The 19287-nt window shown below is 64.3% G+C and carries 16 protein-coding genes; 5 read left to right on the top strand and 11 right to left on the bottom strand.

The annotated features are described in order from the left end of the window. The first annotated feature begins 333 nt into the window (after positions 1–333). Genes AC5RVN_RS14165 through AC5RVN_RS14155 form a run of 3 tightly spaced genes read left to right on the top strand, consistent with a single transcriptional unit; the run spans position 334 to position 4431 of the window. The gene (locus AC5RVN_RS14165) at positions 334–1434 is read left to right on the top strand and encodes an S-(hydroxymethyl)mycothiol dehydrogenase (protein WP_494138362.1); all 1101 of its coding nucleotides are present in this window, start codon (positions 334–336) and stop codon (positions 1432–1434) included. Then, positions 1434–2054, top strand: a complete 621-nt coding sequence (locus AC5RVN_RS14160; RefSeq protein WP_494138361.1) for an MBL fold metallo-hydrolase — start codon at positions 1434–1436, stop codon at positions 2052–2054. Before AC5RVN_RS14165 ends, AC5RVN_RS14160 begins: the two co-directional genes overlap by 1 nt. Positions 2055–2079: 25 nt before the next feature. Beyond that, positions 2080–4431: an FdhF/YdeP family oxidoreductase gene (locus AC5RVN_RS14155; RefSeq protein ID WP_494138360.1), complete on the top strand. Its 2352-nt coding sequence runs from the start codon at positions 2080–2082 to the stop codon at positions 4429–4431. A gap of 82 nt (positions 4432–4513) precedes the next feature. Here AC5RVN_RS14155 and AC5RVN_RS14150 read toward each other — a convergent pair whose 3' ends face one another. Next, positions 4514–4732, bottom strand: a complete 219-nt coding sequence (locus tag AC5RVN_RS14150) for a hypothetical protein (protein ID WP_494138359.1) — start codon at positions 4730–4732, stop codon at positions 4514–4516. 194 nt (positions 4733–4926) lie between these two features. After that, on the bottom strand, positions 4927–5301 hold the full coding sequence (locus AC5RVN_RS14145; protein ID WP_494138358.1) for a GNAT family N-acetyltransferase: 375 nt from the start codon (positions 5299–5301) through the stop codon (positions 4927–4929). Between the two features lie 50 nt (positions 5302–5351). Between AC5RVN_RS14145 and AC5RVN_RS14140 the strand changes: the two genes are divergently transcribed. Next, positions 5352–6203, top strand: coding sequence for a class I SAM-dependent methyltransferase (locus AC5RVN_RS14140; RefSeq protein WP_494138357.1), 852 nt, complete (start codon positions 5352–5354; stop codon positions 6201–6203). Between the two features lie 99 nt (positions 6204–6302). On the opposite strand, the gene AC5RVN_RS14135 is transcribed toward AC5RVN_RS14140, so the two are convergent. From AC5RVN_RS14135 to AC5RVN_RS14115, 5 genes are all read right to left on the bottom strand, one after another. Continuing rightward, the gene (locus AC5RVN_RS14135; RefSeq protein ID WP_494138356.1) at positions 6303–8810 is read right to left on the bottom strand and encodes a GcvT family protein; all 2508 of its coding nucleotides are present in this window, start codon (positions 8808–8810) and stop codon (positions 6303–6305) included. Between the two features lie 39 nt (positions 8811–8849). Further along, a complete protein-coding gene (purU, locus tag AC5RVN_RS14130; protein WP_494040353.1) occupies positions 8850–9803 on the bottom strand; it encodes a formyltetrahydrofolate deformylase in 954 nt (317 codons plus the stop codon). A 9-nt stretch (positions 9804–9812) separates the two neighbouring features. Continuing rightward, positions 9813–11753, bottom strand: coding sequence for a BCCT family transporter (locus AC5RVN_RS14125; protein WP_494040352.1), 1941 nt, complete (start codon positions 11751–11753; stop codon positions 9813–9815). Between the two features lie 259 nt (positions 11754–12012). Next, on the bottom strand, positions 12013–13428 hold the full coding sequence (locus AC5RVN_RS14120; protein ID WP_494138355.1) for a ferredoxin reductase: 1416 nt from the start codon (positions 13426–13428) through the stop codon (positions 12013–12015). Then, on the bottom strand, positions 13425–14729 hold the full coding sequence (locus AC5RVN_RS14115) for an aromatic ring-hydroxylating oxygenase subunit alpha (protein WP_494040350.1): 1305 nt from the start codon (positions 14727–14729) through the stop codon (positions 13425–13427). The genes AC5RVN_RS14120 and AC5RVN_RS14115 overlap by 4 nt, the downstream gene beginning before the upstream one ends. A gap of 160 nt (positions 14730–14889) precedes the next feature. On the opposite strand from AC5RVN_RS14115, the gene AC5RVN_RS14110 reads away from it, so the two are divergent. Beyond that, entirely contained in the window at positions 14890–15822 is a 933-nt protein-coding gene (locus AC5RVN_RS14110; RefSeq protein ID WP_494040349.1) for a LysR family transcriptional regulator, read from the top strand. A 64-nt stretch (positions 15823–15886) separates the two neighbouring features. Here the strand turns inward: AC5RVN_RS14110 and AC5RVN_RS14105 are convergent, their stop codons facing one another. The 4 genes from AC5RVN_RS14105 to AC5RVN_RS14090 form a co-directional block, all read right to left on the bottom strand. After that, complete coding sequence (locus tag AC5RVN_RS14105) at positions 15887–16696, bottom strand: IclR family transcriptional regulator (protein ID WP_494040348.1); 810 nt, start codon at positions 16694–16696, stop codon at positions 15887–15889. A gap of 35 nt (positions 16697–16731) precedes the next feature. After that, on the bottom strand, positions 16732–17187 hold the full coding sequence (locus AC5RVN_RS14100) for a CBS domain-containing protein (protein ID WP_494138354.1): 456 nt from the start codon (positions 17185–17187) through the stop codon (positions 16732–16734). A gap of 23 nt (positions 17188–17210) precedes the next feature. Beyond that, a complete protein-coding gene (locus AC5RVN_RS14095) occupies positions 17211–18416 on the bottom strand; it encodes an MFS transporter (protein ID WP_494138353.1) in 1206 nt (401 codons plus the stop codon). An 85-nt stretch (positions 18417–18501) separates the two neighbouring features. Beyond that, positions 18502–19173: a GntR family transcriptional regulator gene (locus AC5RVN_RS14090; protein ID WP_494040345.1), complete on the bottom strand. Its 672-nt coding sequence runs from the start codon at positions 19171–19173 to the stop codon at positions 18502–18504. Between the last annotated feature and the right edge of the window lie 114 nt (positions 19174–19287).

Raw genomic sequence — 19287 nt, 5'->3', positions numbered from 1 at the left:
CGGCAGCGAACATGTCGGCGCCAGGGCGATATCCAGCCCTGTTGTTGCGCCAAAGGAGTTGGGGTTGCATATACGGGGGCAAGAAACGTGGGAAGATGTCCTTGGGCGTACGTAGTACTAGGCCCTTCTATTGACACTTGCTGTGACGGCTGACATATTTCGTGTACGCGCTATGTGCATCTTGTTGTGCATTACGCAATGAGATCCTTGATAGCTGGAGCAGCATTTTGGATTTCGAAGCGGCAGCAATGAGATGGTTGGTGCCCGGCCGGCTGACCTGCCCGCGGATACGGCGGCCAGGAGTCCCGGGACTTAGGAGAGGAACACCAGTTCGTGGTTCACAAAGTCAAGGCAGTCATTGCCAAGGAAAAAAACGCCCCGGTTACGCTTGAGACCATCCTGGTTCCGGATCCGGGACCGGGTGAGGCGCTGGTGGACATCCTCACCTGCGGGGTCTGCCACACCGACCTGCACTACAAGCAGGGCGGTATCGGCGATGAGTTCCCCTACCTGTTGGGCCATGAAGCCACCGGCGTGGTGTCCGCGGTGGGCGAGGGCGTGACCGAAGTGGCTGCTGGTGACCGCGTGATCCTGAACTGGCGTGCGGTGTGCGGCGAGTGCCGGGCCTGCGCCAAGGGCCAGCCGCAGTACTGCTTCAACACCCATAACGCCACCCAAAAAATGACCCTCGAGGACGGCACCGAGCTCTCCCCGGCGCTGGGTATCGGCGCGTTCGCCGAGAAGACCCTCGTCGCCGCCGGGCAGTGCACCAAGGTCGACCCCGAGGCGGATGCTGCCGCCGTCGGGCTGCTGGGCTGCGGCGTGATGGCCGGCATCGGTGCCGCCATCAACACCGGTGAGGTCAAGCGTGGCGAGTCCGTGGCCGTTATCGGTTGCGGCGGCGTCGGCATTGCAGCGATCGCCGGGGCCAAACTGGCCGGCGCCACCACGATCATCGCCGTGGACATCGACGCCAACAAAGTGGAAATGGCCAAGTCACTCGGCGCCACGCACGGCGTGGACTCCAGCAAGGAAGACCCCATCGAGGCCATCCGCGCCCTCACCGGAGGCAACGGCGCCGATGTGGTAATTGACGCCGTCGGCCGCCCTGAAACGTACAAGCAGGCGTTCTACGCCCGCGACCTCGCCGGACGTGTGGTGCTGGTGGGCGTCCCGACGCCAGAGATGAAGCTGGAGCTGCCGCTGCTGGATGTCTTTGGCCGGGGCGGGTCGCTGAAGTCCTCCTGGTACGGCGACTGCCTGCCCTCCCGTGATTTCCCGATGCTCGTGGCGCACTACAAGCAGGGCAACCTGGACCTGGACGCCTTCGTCTCCGAGCGGATCACCATTGACCAGGTGGAGGAAGCCTTCGCCAGGATGCACGAAGGAAAAGTGCTGCGGTCGGTTGTTGAAATCGAGCAGGCGGCTTCCTGATGGGCGTCCGGATCGAAAACCTGGTCACCTCGGGCACGTTTTCGCTCGACGGCGGCACATGGGACGTTGACAACAACGTCTGGATCGTGGGCAACGATGAGGAATGCGTGATCATCGACTCGCCGCACGATGCCGCCGCGATCATCAGCCAGGTGCGGGGCCGGAAAGTGCTGGCCATCCTGCTCACGCATGCCCACAACGACCACATCGGCGCCGCACGCGAGGTGGCCGACGCCGTAGGAGCGCCGATCTACCTCAACCCGGAGGACCACGTCCTCTGGGAGCAGGTCTACCCTGACTCAAAGCCGGACCATTCCCTGGCGGACGGTGACGTGTTCAAGGTGGGTGGCACGACGCTTCAGGCAATCCACACTCCCGGCCACTCCCCCGGCTCCACCTGCTTCTACCTCGAAAGCGAAGGCACGGTGTTCACCGGGGACACCCTTTTCAACGGCGGGCCGGGAGCCACCGGGCGTTCCTACAGCGACTACCCCACCATCCTCACCTCCATCCGCGAACGGCTGCTGACGCTGCCGCCCGGAACCGCGGTCCGCACCGGGCACGGAGATGACACAACAATTGAGGCCGAGCGGGAAACACTGGCCAAGGTTTCGCAGTAGGCAGTGAACTAAGGAAGTTGGAACGATGAAGTTCGGCAAGCAGCCCGCCCCCGTGGCGGACATCGATGAGGACAACCTCGAAGTCCACAAGCCCAAAACAGAAGCCGCCGGGGTTAAGGCCGTGATGGTGGCGCTGGAGCGTGCCGTGGCGCAGGCCGGGGTGACGCGGACGACCCAGTCACTGCTGCGGTTGAACCAGCGGGGCGGGTTCGACTGCCCGGGCTGCGCTTGGCCGGAGTCGGACAAGAAGCGTAAAGCGGCGGAGTTCTGCGAGAACGGCGCCAAGGCCGTGGCCGAAGAGAACACCCTGCGCACGGTCGGGGCGGAGTTCTGGGCGAAGCACTCCATCGCCGAACTTTCCACCAAGACGGAGTATTGGCTGGGCAATCAGGGCCGCCTGAGCGAGCCGGTGGTGATCCGGCCCGGCGACACCCACTACTCGCCCATTTCCTGGGCTGATGCGTTCGAGCTGATCGGTGAACACGTCCGGGCCACCACCGCTGACCGGTGCGTTTTCTACACCTCCGGCCGCACCGCGAACGAGACCGCTTTTATGTACCAGCTGTACGCGCGGGCCCTGGGCACGAACAACCTGCCGGACTGTTCAAACATGTGCCACGAGTCCTCGGGCTCGGCGCTGAACCCGACCATCGGCATCGGCAAGGGCACCGTGTCCCTGGATGATATCCACGATTCCGAACTGATCTTCGTCGTCGGCCAGAACCCCGGCACCAACCACCCGCGCATGCTCTCGGCGCTGAAGGAATGCAAGGACAAGGGCGGCAAGGTCGTGGCAGTGAACCCGCTGCCCGAGGCCGGGCTGTTCAACTTCAAGGACCCCCAGACCGTCTCCGGCGTCGTCGGCGGCGGCACACCGCTGGCCGATGAATACCTGCAGATCAAGGTCGGCGGGGACCTGGCCCTGTTCCAGGCCCTCGGCCACCTGCTCCTGGCCGAAGAGGAGCGTAACCCGGGCACTGTCGTCGACCACTCCTTCATTGCCGCGCAGACGGACGGGTTCACCGCCTACCGTGAAGCCCGCAAGGAGCTGGACTGGGCCGAAACGGAGAAGGCCACCGGCCTGTCCCGGACCCAGATCGAAACCGTGGCCGGGATGCTGATCCGGTCCAAGGCCACCATCTTCTGCTGGGCGCTGGGCGTCACGCAGCAGCCCCACTCCGTGGACACCATCAAAGAAATGGTCAACGTCCTGCTCCTGCAGGGCAACTTCGGCAAGCCTGGAGCGGGCGCCTGCCCGGTCCGCGGCCACTCCAACGTCCAGGGCGACCGGACCATGGGCATCTGGGAAAAACCCAAGGAAGGGCTCCTGGAAGCACTCGATACCGAGTTTGGCATCCAGTCCCCACGGCACCACGGCCACGACGCTGTCGAGGCAATGGAAGCCTTCGAACGCGACGAGGTGGACGTCTTCGTGTCCATGGGCGGGAACTTCTCGCTCGCCTGCTCCGACACCGAAATGCTCGAAGCCGGGATGCAGCGGATCGGGCTGACCGTGCACATCTCCACCAAGCCCAACCGCTCCCACATCGTCCACGGCCGCACCTCACTGATCCTGCCCACCCTGGGCCGGACCGACAAAGACGACAAGCACCCCAAAGGCGCCCAGTTCCTCTCCGTGGAGGACTCCATGTCCGTGGTCCACTCCACCCAGGGCCGGCTCACCCCGGTCTCCGAGCACCTGCTCGCCGAACCGGTCATCGTGGCCAGGATGGCCGAAGCGACCTTCGGCCCGGACCACCCGGTGGACTGGAAAGCCATGGCCGAGGACTACGACGTCATCCGCGACCACATCGAACGGGTCCTGCCCGGCTTCGAGGACTTCAACACCCGCGTGAGGACCAAAAACGGGTTCGTGCTGCCCAACCCGCCCCGCGACACCCGCTCCTTCGCCACCGACATCGGCCGCGGCCGGTTCACCGTCAGCCCGCTCGAATACCTCACCCCGCCCAAGGGGCACCTGGTCCTCCAAACCATCCGCAGCCACGACCAGTACAACACCACCTACTACGGCCTGGACGACCGCTACCGCGGCATCTCCGGAGGACGCCGCGTGATCCTGATCCACCCCGAAGACCTCGCCGAACTCGGGTACCAGGACCGCGACCTCGTGGACGTCATCAGCACCTTCCGCGGTGTCGACCGCAACGCCGAAAAATTCCGGCTCGTGGCCTACCCCACCGCCAAAGGCTGCGCCGCCGCCTACTTCCCCGAAGCCAACGCCCTGGTCCACAAGGAAAACGTCGCACGCGAATCCAACACCCCAGGCTTCAAAGCCATGTTCGTCCGCTTCGTCCCACACCCCGCGGTGAGCAGCGACGTAGAAGCTGCAGGGGAGCTCGAGCCGGCCGCGGTCTAGTTCCTGGCGTATGCAAACAGCGACGGCGACATTCCGGCATGTGCCGGGTGTCGCCGTCGTTGTTCAAGTGTTGGGGCTCCGTCTACACCGGGTTATTTCCGTCGGGCTGGGCTTCCGGATCAAGGTCCTTGCCGTAGCCGGCTGCCGAACCAAGCCCTCCCACCTGTTGTCCGGCGTTTGTCTGCCCCGGCGTAGAACCGCTGTCAGGAGCGTCCTGGGCTGATCCGGCGGAGTCTGGCGCGACATCCTGCCTCAGGTGCTCGTCGTCGGGAATGTTCTTGGAAACGTCTTCATCAGCCATCCCACCAGCCAAGCACCAGTGGCAGGTGCGGGCAAGGGACCCGGATGATTTATCGGCCTTCCAGGAACCCGGCCAGGACTTCTATCCATTCGTTGACGGCGTCAAGATGTGCATCATGCGACCCTCCGGGTAGGTCTAAAGCGCGGGACATAGTTGCCCGCCCCTGATCGACGACGCAGCTGATCCCGACATCATCAGGGGCCTTCATAGGCCTTGTTCGCTCCATTCCAGCTGTCGTCCAAGTGCTGGAACATAAGGTGGTCCTGCCATCTGCCGGCGATTTTCAAGTACTTCGGGGCAAGTCCGTATTGCTGGAACCCTGTCCTTCTGAGGACGGCCTGGGAGGCGACATTGGCAACCAACGTTTCGGCCTGCACTCGGTGAAGTTTCAGCTCCGAATAGGCGAAGGCGACTGCTGCCCGGACAGCCTCCGTCGCCAGGCCCTTGCCCGTCTGGTCCTCAGACAGCCAGTACCCCATGCTGCACGATTGGAAGGCGCCGCGGGTGATGCCACTGAGCGTCAACCGCCCGGCGACCGTGCAGTCGTCATCCAGGACGACCCACGGCATTGCGTTAGCCAGGCCTTCCGGCGGCGGGATCGGCCTTGTAGTGTGATGGCGTGATCGTCCCCGACATCTCCCAAAACGCCGTGGCAGTCGCGGATCACTACGACGAGCTCGATCCCATTTATCGTCGGGTGTGGGGTGAGCATGTGCATCACGGGCTGTGGACAACCGGCCGCGAGACGCCGGCCGAGGCCGTCGGGGCGCTAGTCGACACGGTCGGCGACCGGCTGCGGCTTACTCCCGGCGAGGCGTGCGTCGACATCGGCTGCGGCTATGGCTCAACGGCAAGGCAGCTCGCGGTGACTCGCGGGGTGCGGGTTGCAGGCTTCACGCTTTCCACCGAGCAGGCCCGGTACGCCGCCGCGCATGCGGTACCGGACGTTGACGTCCAACTCCGCGACTGGCTTCACAACGGGCTGGCCGATGACTCGGCAAACGCCGCATGGGCCATTGAATCAAGCGAGCACATGGTCGATAAGCCCCTGTTCTTCGCCGAGGCGCACCGCGTGCTGGCCCCCGCCGGCCGCTTCGTCGTCTGCGCGTGGCTCGCCGAAACTGACGTCAGCAGGTGGAAGGTTCGCCACCTGCTGGAGCCGATTTGCCGCGAAGGGCGCCTGCCCTCGATGGGCACGCGTGAGGAGTATGAGGCGATGGCCAGGGCGGCGGGGTTTACGGTCGATGGCTATGAGGACGTCAGCGCCCGCGTGGCACGCACATGGCGGATCTGCGCCCGGCGGCTTGTGGAGGCCTTGCTCGTCGATCGCGAGACCCGCCGCCTCGCCCTTGGCGCACGCAACCGCGTCTTCGTTCTGAGCATCCCCCGGCTGATGCTGGCCTATCGCACCGGTGCGATGCGCTATGGGATATTCACGCTGTCGAAGCCGAGGGCTGAGCCGTACCGCTAACCGCTCAGAGGCACGCGAAAGGCCCGCCGGTCCTGGGACTTCCCAGGACCGGCGGGCCTTCGTGTGGTTGGGTGCCCGCTGGCTCAGCGGACCACCTGCTTAGCCGCGGAGCCGCTCCATACCGGGGTCGAAGAGCGGTTCGGGTGAGACGGTCGCAGCGATGCGCTTGCCGAAGTATTCGACCTCCACGGCGTCGCCCTCGGTAACCGAAGCCGGCAGCCAGGCGTAGGCAATCGGCTTCCGGACCGAGTAGCCGTAAGCGGCGCTCGTAACGTACCCGGCAGCGGCGCCGTTCACGTACACAGGTTCCTTGCCCAGCACCAGGGACGTGCCGTCGTCGATCGTCAGGCACCGCAGCGCACGCGTGGCCGGCTGCTCCTTGCGTTCCGCAAGGGCTTCTGCGCCCACGAAGCCCGTCTTGTCCTTGGCCACGGAGAAGCCCAGGCCGGACTCGTACGGGTGGTGCTCGGACGTCATGTCCGTGCCCCACAGCCGGTAGCCCTTTTCGAGGCGCATGCTGTTGAAAGCGCCACGGCCGGCGGCGATGATGCCGTGCTCCTGGCCCGCCTCGAACAGCAGGTCCCAAAGCTTTAACCCGTACTCGGCGGTGGTGTACAGCTCCCAGCCGAGTTCACCCACGTAGGAAAGCCTCATGGCGGTGACCGGGATGCCGCCAACAGAAATTTCCTTGGTCCGGAAGTACTTCAGGCCCTCGTTGGTGAGGTCATCAGCGCTGACCTTGCCGATGACTTCGCGTGCCAGCGGGCCCCACAGGCCGATGCAGCAGGTGCTGCCGGTGATGTCCGTGACGTGCGCCCACTGGGCAGGATCGGCAGCAGACTGCTTGCGGGCCTCCACCCGGAGGTAGTCGAAGTCCACATTGCTGTTCACGCCCAGCTGGAATTCTTCCTCCGCCAGCCGTGCGATGGTCACGTCACTGCGGATGCCGCCGTCGTGCTCCAGCAGCAGGCAGTACGTCACGGCACCCGGCTTCTTGGCGATGTTGCCCGTGCTGAGCCGGTGAAGCAACGCCTGGGCGCCCGGGCCAACAACGGACAGCCGCTTCAGCGGCGTCATGTCGAAAAGTCCGACGGCGGTACGCGTCTTCCATGCCTCGGCTGCGGAGATGGGGGAAGAGAACAAGGCAGACCAGGGGTCCCGCTCCGGCGTCTGCCATTCGGCAGGGAGCTCCTCCAGCAGGCCGCGGTTGGCCTCGAACCAGTGGGGCCGCTCCCAGCCGGCGGACTCCAGGAAGAAGGCTCCAAGTTCCTTCTGCCGGACGTTGAACGGGCTCACGCGCAGGTCCCGCGGGAATTCCCTGGGCTGCAGCGGGTGCATCACGTCGTAGATCTCCACGAAGTTCTGCTGCGACGTCTCGCTGACGTACGCGTCGGAGGTCTGGACCTTTTCGAAGCGGGTGAGCTCGCAGCCGTGCAGGTCCGTGCGGGACCGGCCTTCCACCAGCAGCTCCGCCATTGCCTTGGCTACGCCGGCCGAGTGCGTTACCCAGACGGCTTCGGCCACGAACAGGCCTTCGAGGTCGGGCGCCTCGCCCATGAGCGGGCCGCCGTCGGGGGTGAAGGAGAAGATGCCGTTGAAGCCATCCTCGATCTCAGCGTTGCGCAGCGCAGGCAGCAGGTCCCGGCTGTCCTCCCAGGCGGGCAGGAAGTCATTCAGGGTGAAGTCCAGGCGGGATGGCATGCGGTGGTCCGACATTTCCTCCGCGGAAACCTTCGGCAGGGCGGACATGTCCACTGGCATGGGGCGGTGGGCGTAGCTGCCGATGCCGATGCGGTTGCCCCATTCGCGGTAGTACAGGTCCTTGTCCTGGTAGCGCAGGATGGGCTTGCTGGCACCCTTGGGAAGCTCGTTGACGCCCTCAAGTTCGGGCAGCGGGGTGGTGACGGCGTACTGGTGGCCCAGCGGCAGCAGCGGGACTTCGAGGCCCACCATCTTGCCGAGTTCCCGGCCCCAGAAACCAGCACAGGACACCACGATGTCAGCCGGAATCAGCCCGTTGTCGGTTTCGACGCCGGTCACCTTGCCGCCCTCCTGGGCGATGCCGGTCACCGTAGTGGAGCCGAGGAAGGTCACGCCTCGCTCGCCGGAGCGCTCGATCAGCAGTTGCACCGCACGGGCTGCCAGGGCCAGGCCGTCGGTGGGGATGAGCAGGCCGCCCAGGACTTCGCGGCCGCCGGTGAGCTTGCCGGTGTTCAGGAGGGGGTAGATCTTCTCGCATTCGTCGGCGTCGACGATCCGGCTTTCGACGCCCCAGGAGGTCATCACGCCCATCTTGCGCTTGAGGTCGGCCAGGCGCTCGGGGGTGGTTGCCAGCTCCAGGCCGCCCACCTGGTTGAAGCAGGACTCGCCGTCCTTGCTCAGGGCCAGCAGCTTGTTCACCGTGTAGGTGGCGAATTCGGTCATGGTGCGCGACTGGTTGTTCTGGAACACCAGGCCCGGGGCATGCGACGTGGAGCCGCCGGCAAGTTCCAGCGGGCCCTGTTCCACCACCGTGATGTTGGTCCAGCCGCGGGTGGAGAGTTCGTCGGCAAGGTTGGTTCCGACAATGCCGGCTCCGATAATGACAACGCGTGGTGATGCGCTCATGGGTGTGTTTCTCCTGTTTTTGCTTAAGAGGCGTTGGCGTTAGCGGAAGACGACGGTGCGGGTGTTGTTGAGCAGGACCCGGTGCTGGCAGTGCCATTTCACGGCCCGGGCAAGCGCCTGTGTTTCGGCGTCCCGGCCCACGGTCACCAAGGCATCCGCGTCCAGGCTGTGGTCCACGCGGAACACCTCCTGCTCGATGATGGGTCCCTCGTCAAGGTCCGCAGTGACGTAGTGGGCGGTGGCCCCAACGAGCTTGACGCCGCGGTCGTAGGCCTGGTGGTACGGCTTGGCGCCCTTGAATCCCGGCAGGAACGAGTGGTGGATGTTGATGGCCCGGCCGCGGAGGTTGTTGCACAGTTCGTTGGACAGCACCTGCATGTAACGGGCCAGGACCACCAGGTCGGCGTTGTACTCCTCCACCAGTTCCAGCAGCCGGGCTTCGGCCTCCGGCTTGGTAGCGGCCGTCACCGGAACGTGGATGAAGGGCAGCCCGGCGGCCTCTGCCATGGGGCGCAGGTCCTCATGGTTGGACACCACGACGGCGATCTCCGCACCAAGGCTTCCGGCCTGCCAGCGGAAAATGAGGTCGTTGAGGCAGTGCCCGAACTTCGAGACCATCACCAGCAGCCGCTGCGGCCTGCCGTCATTGAAGGTGAAGCTCATGCCGAATTCGGCTGCGATGGGACCGAAGGCTTCCGTCAGGACATCGACGTCCTGGTGGTTGAGCCCGTTGTCCTGGTGGAGGTCGGAACCAAGGGTGAAGGCGGTCCGCAGGTAGAGTTTCCCGCTGACGTGGTCGTCGAACTGCTGGTGCTCTACGATGTCGAAGCCGCGGTCCGCCAGGAATCCCGTCACTGCCCGCACAATGCCGGGCTTCTCGGGGCAGGAGAGGGTAAGGACGAACTGCGCGGGACGCGTAGCGGGGGCCGTCGTGGCTGCACCAGCTGCGGCGGTGGCGCTGCCTGGCGGGCGGCTTTCAAGAAGGATAGTCATGGTGTGCTCCTAGGGTGCTTGCGTGTGCTTGGGGGCGACGGCGGAATCCGCCGGTATGGGATCGACTGCGGTGGAGCCGGCCGTACTGGAACTGCCGTGGCACGGCGCGTCCTCTGAACAGCGTTCACCGCATTCATGCTTTGTCACGAGGTCAAACTGGGCGCCGCCGTGCTGGTCCACGCCCGTGCGGATGGCGCGCTCCACCACCGAGTCAGCCAGCCGCCGTCGCAGGGACAGCGGATCCCGGCGCAGGTCCTTGACCAGGGCGAAGCACAGCAGCAGCATGACCAGCACGAACGGCAGGGCCGCCACAATGGTGATGCGCTGCAGGCCGGAGAGCGCCTCCGACGGCTTGTCGCCGCCGGCCAGCATCATCACGGCAGCTACTGCACCTGTCAGCAGGCCCCAGAAGATGATCAGGCCGCGCTTCGGGTCAGAGGATCCGTTGGAGCTCAGGGACGCCATGATGATTGACGCCGAATCCGCTCCGGTGATGAAGAAGATGGCCACCAGGACCATGGCCAGGACGATGACCGATGCGGTCAGCCAGGCAGGCATGGACATGTTCTTCACGAGGTCGAACAGTGCTCCGTCGAAGTTGATCGAAGGTGATCCGCTTGCCATGGACACCAGGCCGGGGGTGCCGGCCTTGTCCGCCTCCTGCTGGACGTGGAAGGCCGTGCCGCCAAAGATGCCGAACCAGATGACGCTGACCACGCTGGGGACGAGCAGGACGCCGGTGACGAACTGGCGGATGGTGCGGCCGCGGCTGATGCGGGCAATGAACATGCCCACGAACGGCGTCCACGATACCCACCAGGCCCAGTAGAAAATGGTCCAGCCGGACAACCAGGTCCGCAGCGCTTCGTCACCTACGGCCTCGGTCCGCGAGGACATTTCGGCGAGGTCCCTGGCGTAGTCTCCTACCGCGGCAGGTATGAGGTTGAGGATGAACAGGGTGGGCCCGGCGACGAAAACGATGAGCGCCAGGATCACGGCCAGGACCATGTTGATGTTGGACAGCCATTGGATGCCACGGCTGATCCCGGAAATGGCCGAGGCGACGAAACAGGCGGTCAGGATGGCAACGATGGCCACCAGGACAGGGGTGCCGGTTTCGCTGATCCACCCGTTGGATGTCAGTCCGCTGCCGATCTGGAGTGCGCCGAGGCCGAGGGACGCGGCCGTGCCGAAGAGCGTGGCAAAGATCGCCAGGATGTTGATGAACCTGCCCACCGGCCCTTCCACTGTCCTGATCCCGAACAGGGACGTGAATGCTGCGGAGATGAGCTGCCGGCGGCCGAGGCGGTAGGTGCCGTAGGCCATGGCAATTCCGACGACGGCGTACATGGCCCAGGGGTGAAGGGTCCAGTGGAAGATGGAAGTGGCCATGGCCGTCTGGACGGCCGCGGGCGTCCGTCCATCCACGGTTCCCGGCGGCGGGGAGACGAAGTGGTAGAGCGGCTCGGCCACGCCGTAGAACATCAGGCCGATGCCCATGCCGGCCGCGAACATCATGGCAACCCATGAGACCGTCCGGAACTCGGGCTTTTCGCCATCTTTACCCAGCGGGATGTTGCCCCACTTGCCCAGGGCCAGCCACAGGACAAAAACGACGAACAATGAGGCCAGGACCATGAAGAGCCAGCCGGTGTACTCCATGACCCAGTCGAGGGCGAGGGTGGAGGTGGAGGACAGGCTGTCCCGGCCCAGGAAGCCCCAGGCAACAAAGGCCAGGGCGAGGAGGCCCGTGATGCCGAAGGTGACTTTGTCCAGGGTGAGCTTTCGGTTCCGGCGTTCCGCCACCGCCTGCTCAGAGCGGCTCTGGCGAAGCTCCTGCATGATCTGCTCGGTGTTCTCCACCTCGGCCTCCGCGCTGTTGTTAGCGGGCTGGAGATCTGGTTCGGCCCGGACCTCTTTGTCCGGGCGGATATCGCTGTTCAAAGCCATGTCAAGTCCTTTGATTTGAATTCATGGGCTGGCGTTGTGCTCCGGCGCCCACAGGCCGGGGGGAAAGGTTGGGGCTTTGCTGGCGTTCGGCTATCGATGTCAGCTTTGCCCTAACCCGGCGGTTGTTCCGCAAAGATCAACGCGTCTCGTAATAAGCAACAGAGTGGCCCGAATCACAACCCGATGTCAAGAAGTTTCCGAAGTCTTAAGCCCTATTTCAGGGGTTTCGGCTACGGCTTGACAATGGCCGGAACAGGGGTCAGGCATCGATCACCAGGTCGGACTGGGCAACAGAGCAGCACGGCAGGAACTTGCCTGCAGAGATTTCCCGCGCCCTGATCCCGCCCTGGTGGTTCATCTCGACCTCGCCGGAAATCTTGACGACTTTGCAGGAGCCGCACATGCCTTCCTTGCAGTTCGCCCCAATCCTGACGCCGGCGCGCTGGGCAACCTCGAGGATTCGCTCGGTGGGGTCGATCCGCACATTGATACCGGTGCGCATGAAGGACATGGTGAGACTGCCTGTTCCCACCGTGTCGAAGCTGGAGGCATCAGGGGAAGCGGCTTCCGGCTCCACGCCAGGGCTGTCGGCAGAGGGGTCGGAGCCGGGCTTGTCCGGTTCGCTGATTTCCAGAGGCAGCCCCGAGGCCTCCAGTGTTCCGTCGGCGTCGTAGCCAGGCTCGTAGAGCCCGAACGCGGCGGGCTGGCTTTCGTAGTAGTCCTCGGCGGATTCGGCGATCTCCTCGGCGATTTCCTCCGCGACGTCGGCTGCGAGAGCCACCTCCGCCTGGTATTCAAGGAGCGTCTGGCGGTCTCCCGAGAAGAACTCCATGTAAATGGACGTGTCGTCGACACCAACCTTTTGAAGGAGTTCGGTGGCGGTGTTCAGGTAACCCTCGGGGCCACATGCGTATACCTGCCGGCCGTTGGCGTCGGGGGCCACCTCCTCGAGCATGGCCGCCGTCAGCCTTCCACGGAGCCCTTCCCAGCCCTCCGGTTCGCTTCGGCTGCCCAGGGAGTAGTGGACCTTGACGCGCGAGTCCACGGACGCGATATAGGCCAACTCCCGGTGGAAGGCAAAGCCTCCGGCATCCGAGCCGTGGTAGAGCACCACAACGTCGGCGTGGCCGGGCAGGGAGTGGATGGTCCGCACCATGGACATGATGGGAGTGATGCCGGCGCCGGCGGCAAGCAAGAGATACCGTGCCCGCCGGTCGGCGTCGGGCAGGTGGAATGCTCCCACGGGTCCCAGCATTTCAAGAACGGTGCCGGGTTTAACGTTCTCGTGCACCCATGGCGAGACCAGGCCGGTGGAGTCGCATTTGACGGTGATGTTGAAGGTCCACGGCTGGGTGGGCGAGCTGGACAGCGAGTAGCTGCGGTCCACCGGGTCCTGGTCCTCGCCGTTCAAGGGGAATGCGATGTTCACGTACTGGCCCGCGCGGAACGCCAGGGGCGCGCCATCGCAGCGGCGGAACACGAAGGTCATCATGGCGCCGGCCTCGGGAATGGTCTCGACGCATTCGGCCATGAATTCCTGCGGATGCCACGGGTTCAATGCCCGAGCTGCCCGGGCAGGTGTTTCAGTGCTTCCCATCACTCTGTTCCACGGCATCTCAAGACCGCGAATTCGCTGTGGTTCCTGGATGGCCGTTTCAGTGAGGAGTTCAATCATGCCAGGTGCTCCTGCACGCGCTGCACGTACCAGTTGATGAATGCCTCAACCTGGTATTCGCTCTTCATGTAGGGGCCGGGCTCGTAGGCGGGGCTGGCGGCACCCTGCTGGCAGAGTTCCACGAACGCCTTGTCCTGCAGGTTCGTCTGCTTCCAGGTGTAGGTGAGCTTCTCCAGGTCGTAGTCGACGCCTTCCACGGCGTCGTCCGCCACCAGCCAGGTGGTGCGTACGAGGCTCTGGTGTTCGTTGATGGGGAAAACACCGAACGTGATGACGTGGTCGCCGAGGAAATGGAACCAGCTGTTGGGCTGCAGGTGCATGGAGCAGCGGCCAAGGCGGAAGTCGGGCAAGTCACCGAGCAGCTTCTTGGAAAGCCTGCGCCCGTCGGCGGAGAACGATTCGCCCTCTCCATCGAGTGATTCCCGTGAGATGCGGATTCCCGCGATGCGGGTGTCGAGCTGCTCGACCACCTCGTAGGGGAGGCCATAGCGGCGGCAACGCTCTTCGAGCGAGGACTGTGCCTCTTTGTTACGGTCCCACACTTCTTCAAGGTGGGGCGGGACCAGGCCCTCCGTCAGGCCCCAGGTGGGGAAGAGGGAGCAGGCGAGCTCAGGGTGGCCGTCGCAGTGGTAACACTCGCGGTTGTTCTCCATGACGAGCTTCCAGTTGCCCTCTTCGATGATGTTTTGCTGGTAGGCAATTTTCGTCTTGGAGAGATCGTGGGGCGCGAGGTAGGGCTCGAAGATCTTCGCGGTTTCGTCGAAGTCTGTCGGCGGTTCATCCGCGATGCAGACGAAGATGAGGCCGGCGACCTCGCGGCCGTGGGCGCGCTTGAGGCCGAAGCAGCTCTTGTCGAACTTGGTTTCCCCCGGAGCGGAGGCATGGATCAGGTTGCCCTCCGGGGAGTAGGTCCAGGAGTGGTAGCCGCAGACCAGGTTTCCGGTGGAACCGGCAGCTTCGGTCAGAACGCGGGCGCCGCGGTGGCGGCATACGTTGTGCAGGACGTTCACGTCGCCGTCGTCGTTACGCAGCACAATCAGGGAGTAGGGTCCGTAGTCGACCGTCACGTAGTCGCCGGGCTCGGGCAGTTCGGCCGTGCTGGCCGCAAAGATCCAGTGCTGGCCGAAAATGGCCTTCATGTCGATGTTAAAGATCGAGGGATCGGTGTAGAAGGGTGCGTCGAGGGAGTAGCCGGTGCGCCGGAACTCAAACAACTCGGTGATTTCAGCCAGCTGCTCGGCAGGCAAAGATGCAGCGAGTTTGCCGCGTGAATTGAGGGGCACGTTCACTGAAACAGTCATGGGTTTCCTCCCGGGAGGCATGGGTAGTGGGTATTGCTTGTTGACCATGGAGGCGCGGGTGAAAGCGGCATGATCGAAAAACTTTGTAAGGATGAGATTAGAGTCACAGGAGCCGCAAAAAAAGCGCAAAATTCCGAAGGTTACCCTGCACAATAAGTGCATGATCGATTCGAGGCTCATCACACTTCGCGTGTTCGCCCGGTGCGGCACTATAGGCGCGACCGCTGAGCTTACGGGCTACTCCCCCTCCGCCGTCTCTGCGCAACTGCGGGAGCTCCAGCGCGTGCTTGGAATGCAGCTGCTGACAAAAGACGGCCGGGGCGTGCGGCTGACAGCCACAGGACGGTTTCTCGTGGCGGGTTCGGATCCCCTTATTGCGGAGTGGGAGCGCCTGCGCGCCGCGGCCATGGAGGCCGGCGACCAGGTGCAGCCCCATTTTGGCATCGGGGGATTTTCCACTGCAGCCGCCCAGTTGCTCGCGCCGCTGGCCACCACCTTGCGCTCAACGCGCCCCCTGCTGGAGGTTCAGGTTCTTGAGGCCGATCCGGCCCGCTGCTTCGACTTGTTGATCGCGGAACGGATCGACCTTGCGGTCATTGTCGCCATGCAATCCGACACCTATGGTGAGGACGATCCGCGCTTCGAGCAGAAAGTCTTACTCGACGATCCACTGGATGTCATCATTCCCGGTGACCATCCGCTGGCGTCACGGGGAACAGCCACCCTTGAAGAGCTGGCATCCGAACCCTGGATTACGGAGGCCGCCGGTTCCACCTATCATTCCCTCTTCACCGCGGCCTTCACGGCAATCGGGGTAACACCACGGATTGCCCATGAGGCTATCGAATGGGAAACCCAGATTGCGTTCGTGGGTGCGGGGCTGGGCGTCGGCCTGCTGCCCCGGCTGGCGCCTTTGCATGGTGCGGAGAACGTGGTTCGGCTGCGTATCACCGGCGAGGCTAAACCCACGCGACGCATTGTCGCCGCGGTGCGCAGGGGCAGCATAAACTCACCCCTGATCCAGGAGTCGCTCGGCATCCTGCAGGTTAACGCGAATCGGATCCTCACCGCCCGGCTCGAAGAGGATCTCTGAGCGCTGCCGTGCGGGGGCGTGCTGGCATTCGGCAGCGCCCTTATCCTGCATCGGCACAGGCGCATCAGTGGCGGGCGTAGCCCAACCGCGCGCTGATTTCCAGCCCTGCTTCTTTCAGCCCGTCCAGGAGTCCTGGTTCCTTTTCCGGTTCGAAGCGGAAGGCGGGTCCGGAGATGCTAACGGCCCCGACTACAGCGCCCACATGGTTGTAGACCGGCACCGAGATGGAGTTTAGCCCGATCTCGAATTCCTCCCGCACCACGCCATAACCCTGCCGGGCCACGTCAAGTAATTGGGTTTCGAGTTCTTTCCTGTCTGTGATGGTGCGCGGCGTGCGGGCCGGGAGCCCGGTTTCCTTCAGGATCCGTGCACGCTCCTCCGCCGGCAGCCCTGCAAGCAGGATCTTGCCACTGCTGGTAGCGTGCAACGGCGTCAAACTGCCCACCCAGTCGTAGGTGGCGAGGGTGGAAGGGCCCATGGCCTGGTCCACGTTTACGGCGAAGTTGGAGCGCAGCACCGCAAGGTTGACGGTTTCCTTGAACTCCTCGGCCAGAGCTTCGAGGACCGGGCGCGCTTCCCGCACCAGGCTGAGCCTGCCGGGGATGGAACTGGCCAGGCGCAGGATGCCGAAGCCCAGCTGGTACTTGCCGCGTTCGCTGTTCTGGTGGACCATCTCGCGACTGACCAGGGAACCGAGCAGGCGCGACACCGTGGACTTGTGAATGCCCATCTCCTCGGCGATTTCGCTCACTCCGGCATGGCCGTCCCGGGCCAGGATTTCCAGCACTGCCAGGGCGCGGTCTACAGACTGAACGCCGCCGGACTGTCCCGCCTCAACGTCGATGTCGGGTTCGCGCTCATTGTTCGAAGCCATGGTCCATACTCTCAAGTAGGTTGCGCAGGGTGAAATCAACCACACGCAAAAGGTGCCCCGCTTGAGTCTTGGCGCTGCTTATCCGCAGCGCGGGCAGCAACTCCTGCATCACTGCAAAAGCCGAGGCCGCTCCGCTTCAGGCAGAGCAGACCAAGAAGCGTGCCGTCGTCGTCCACTACTGCAAGCCGGCGCCTGCCGGCTGCCTGCAGCGCAGCTGTGCCGGCTTCAACAGGCACCCGGGGACCGATACTCCTGTTGGGCATCACGCCATAGGAGAGGGCCCGGGCCGCCGGTGGTGCCCCTTTCGGGATATCGGACCGCTCCAGCGTGCCGAGGAGGCGGTTGGCCGGGTCCACGATCAAGGCCATATGGACGTGGTCGTCGCGGAAAAATCTGCGCACCTGCTCGACGGTGCAGTCCTCCAGCAGCGTTTTTGGGCAGGTGACCATAGCGTCTTCCACCCGCCGCTGCGGGGGATTCTTTTCAACCATGTGGCTTTCCAACGCTCGCCCATTCATCCCGCGTGACCGCCAATAACCCTGTCCCGGCCGGCAAGCCCGCCGGTGACGGCCAGAACCGTCATAATCCCTGCGGTGACAAGGAGCGGGAGTGTCCATCCTCCGCTCATATCCCGAAGGGCCCCGAACATCACCGGCCCTACAGCAGCCATGCCGTAGCCAACAGATTGCGCCATGCCGGACAGGGAGGCTGCCTGCGGGTGGCTGACGGTACGGAGGCTGAACAGCGACAAGGCGATGACAATAAGGCTTCCGCAGCCAATGGCGCCCGCAAGCACCCACAGCAGGATGAGGTCCGGCGCAAGTGCCAGCCCCAGGAAGGTCACCACCATGATTGCGCCGCTTGCGAAGGAAATGATCCGCTGGTCCAGGCCGCGGTGCAGGATTCCCCCTGCAAGAAGGCTGGCGAAGACGCTGATGAGCAGGAAGACGGACAGATGGATTCCTGCGGTTGTGGTCGGGACGCCCCGGCTCTGTTCGATGGTGGGCAGCCAGGCCATCAGGACGTAAAAGGCGATCGACTGCAGCCCCATGAAGACCGTCACCTGCCAACCCAGCGCGGAGGACCACGGCGACCTGTAGGAGGCCGCCGGTGCGGCGGTAACCAGCGGGCGGCTGTGCCGGCGCAGCCAGGGCAGGAGCACCGCCATGGCAATGAGGGCCAGTCCCACCCAGATGCCGAGGGCAAGGCGCCATCCGGCCGGCGACGTCTGGGCCACGGGAACGACGACGGCCGCCCCCATGGCGGCGACGGCGGCCTGCGTGGCGGTGTATGTTCCGGTGACCTGGCTGACTCTCGCCGGAAAGTCCCGCTTCACCAAAGAGGGCACCAGGACATTGAGAAATGCGATAGCCAGCCCGATCAATGCTGTCCCCACCCAGATGGAAGACGGCACAGGTAAGGAGCGAAGCACGATTCCCGAGGCCAGGATCAGCAGAGACATCCACAGCGCGCGGTCCAGCCCCAGACGGGCAGCGAACGCGGGTGCCACGGGTGAAAAGACTGCGAAGACAATAAGCGGAAGACCCGTGAGGAATCCTGCCGCGGCGCTGGAGAGGCCAAGGTCACCGCTGATGTTCGACAAAACGGGTCCCACGCTGACAAAGGACACCCGGAGATTGACCGCGATGAGCAGCACGCCGATGAAGGCCAGGCCGAACCTGGCAGTACGCTGCGGTGCGTTCCGGGTTACAGCGGGCATCGAGCGGTGACCGTCCTTCGAAAAGTGAGAGAGCGTCGCGGTTTCGGTGGCGTTAAGTGAAAGAGCGTCCCGGTTGGCACGGCACTCAGAGGATCTTGCGGATGGTTTCCTCAAAGCTGGTGACATGGTGCAGGGCCAGCTCGGCCGCCTTGTCGGCATCCCCTTCGGCCACCGCTCTAAGCAGGTCGACGTGCTCGGTAATGTGCCCGGTGACGGAAGGGACCTTGTCCAGCACCACGCACCAGATTCGCGTGGCCAGGTTGTCGTAGCGGATCAGGGTGCTTTCCAGATGCGGGTTCGCGGCTGCCTTGTAGATCAGCCGGTGCACCATGAGGTCGTAGCGCATGAGGTCGCGTGACTCACCGGGCCCGGGGTCGATCCCGGCAATGGCATCCGCCACCTCCAGCAGTTCGCGGCGCATGGCCTCGTTTGCCCTGCGGGCAGCACGGCGGGCCGCCAACGGCTCCAGCAGTTCCCGGATCTCCGAAACGTCCGCCAGTTCCGTGAAGTCCACGTTGGTGGCGAAGGTTCCCCGGCGCGGGTAGGACACCACCAGGTGGTCCACCTCCAGGCGCTTAATCGCCTCCCGGACCGGCGTGCGGCCGAATCCCAGCTCTGTAGCGAGTTGGCCTTCGTTGATCGGCTCGCCCGGCCGGATTTCCAGCATGATCAGCTTGTCCCGCAGCTGGCGGTACGCGGCCTCAGCCTGGGACGGTGCCTCGTCCTCGGTCTGGGGCAGGGCAAGAAGTGCGTTCAATGCGCCGCTCCGTTCGTTTGTACAACGTGGAACCGAAACGAAAGCTTCTTGCCGCTTCCGCACCGGCTATTGACTCTGCTGTGATCATAATCATACCATTGAGCAACACACTGA

The organism is Arthrobacter sp. sptzw32 (assembly GCF_059089735.1).
Note: the sequence above shows the minus strand (reverse complement) of the source record. Positions and strands in the feature narration are given on the sequence as shown.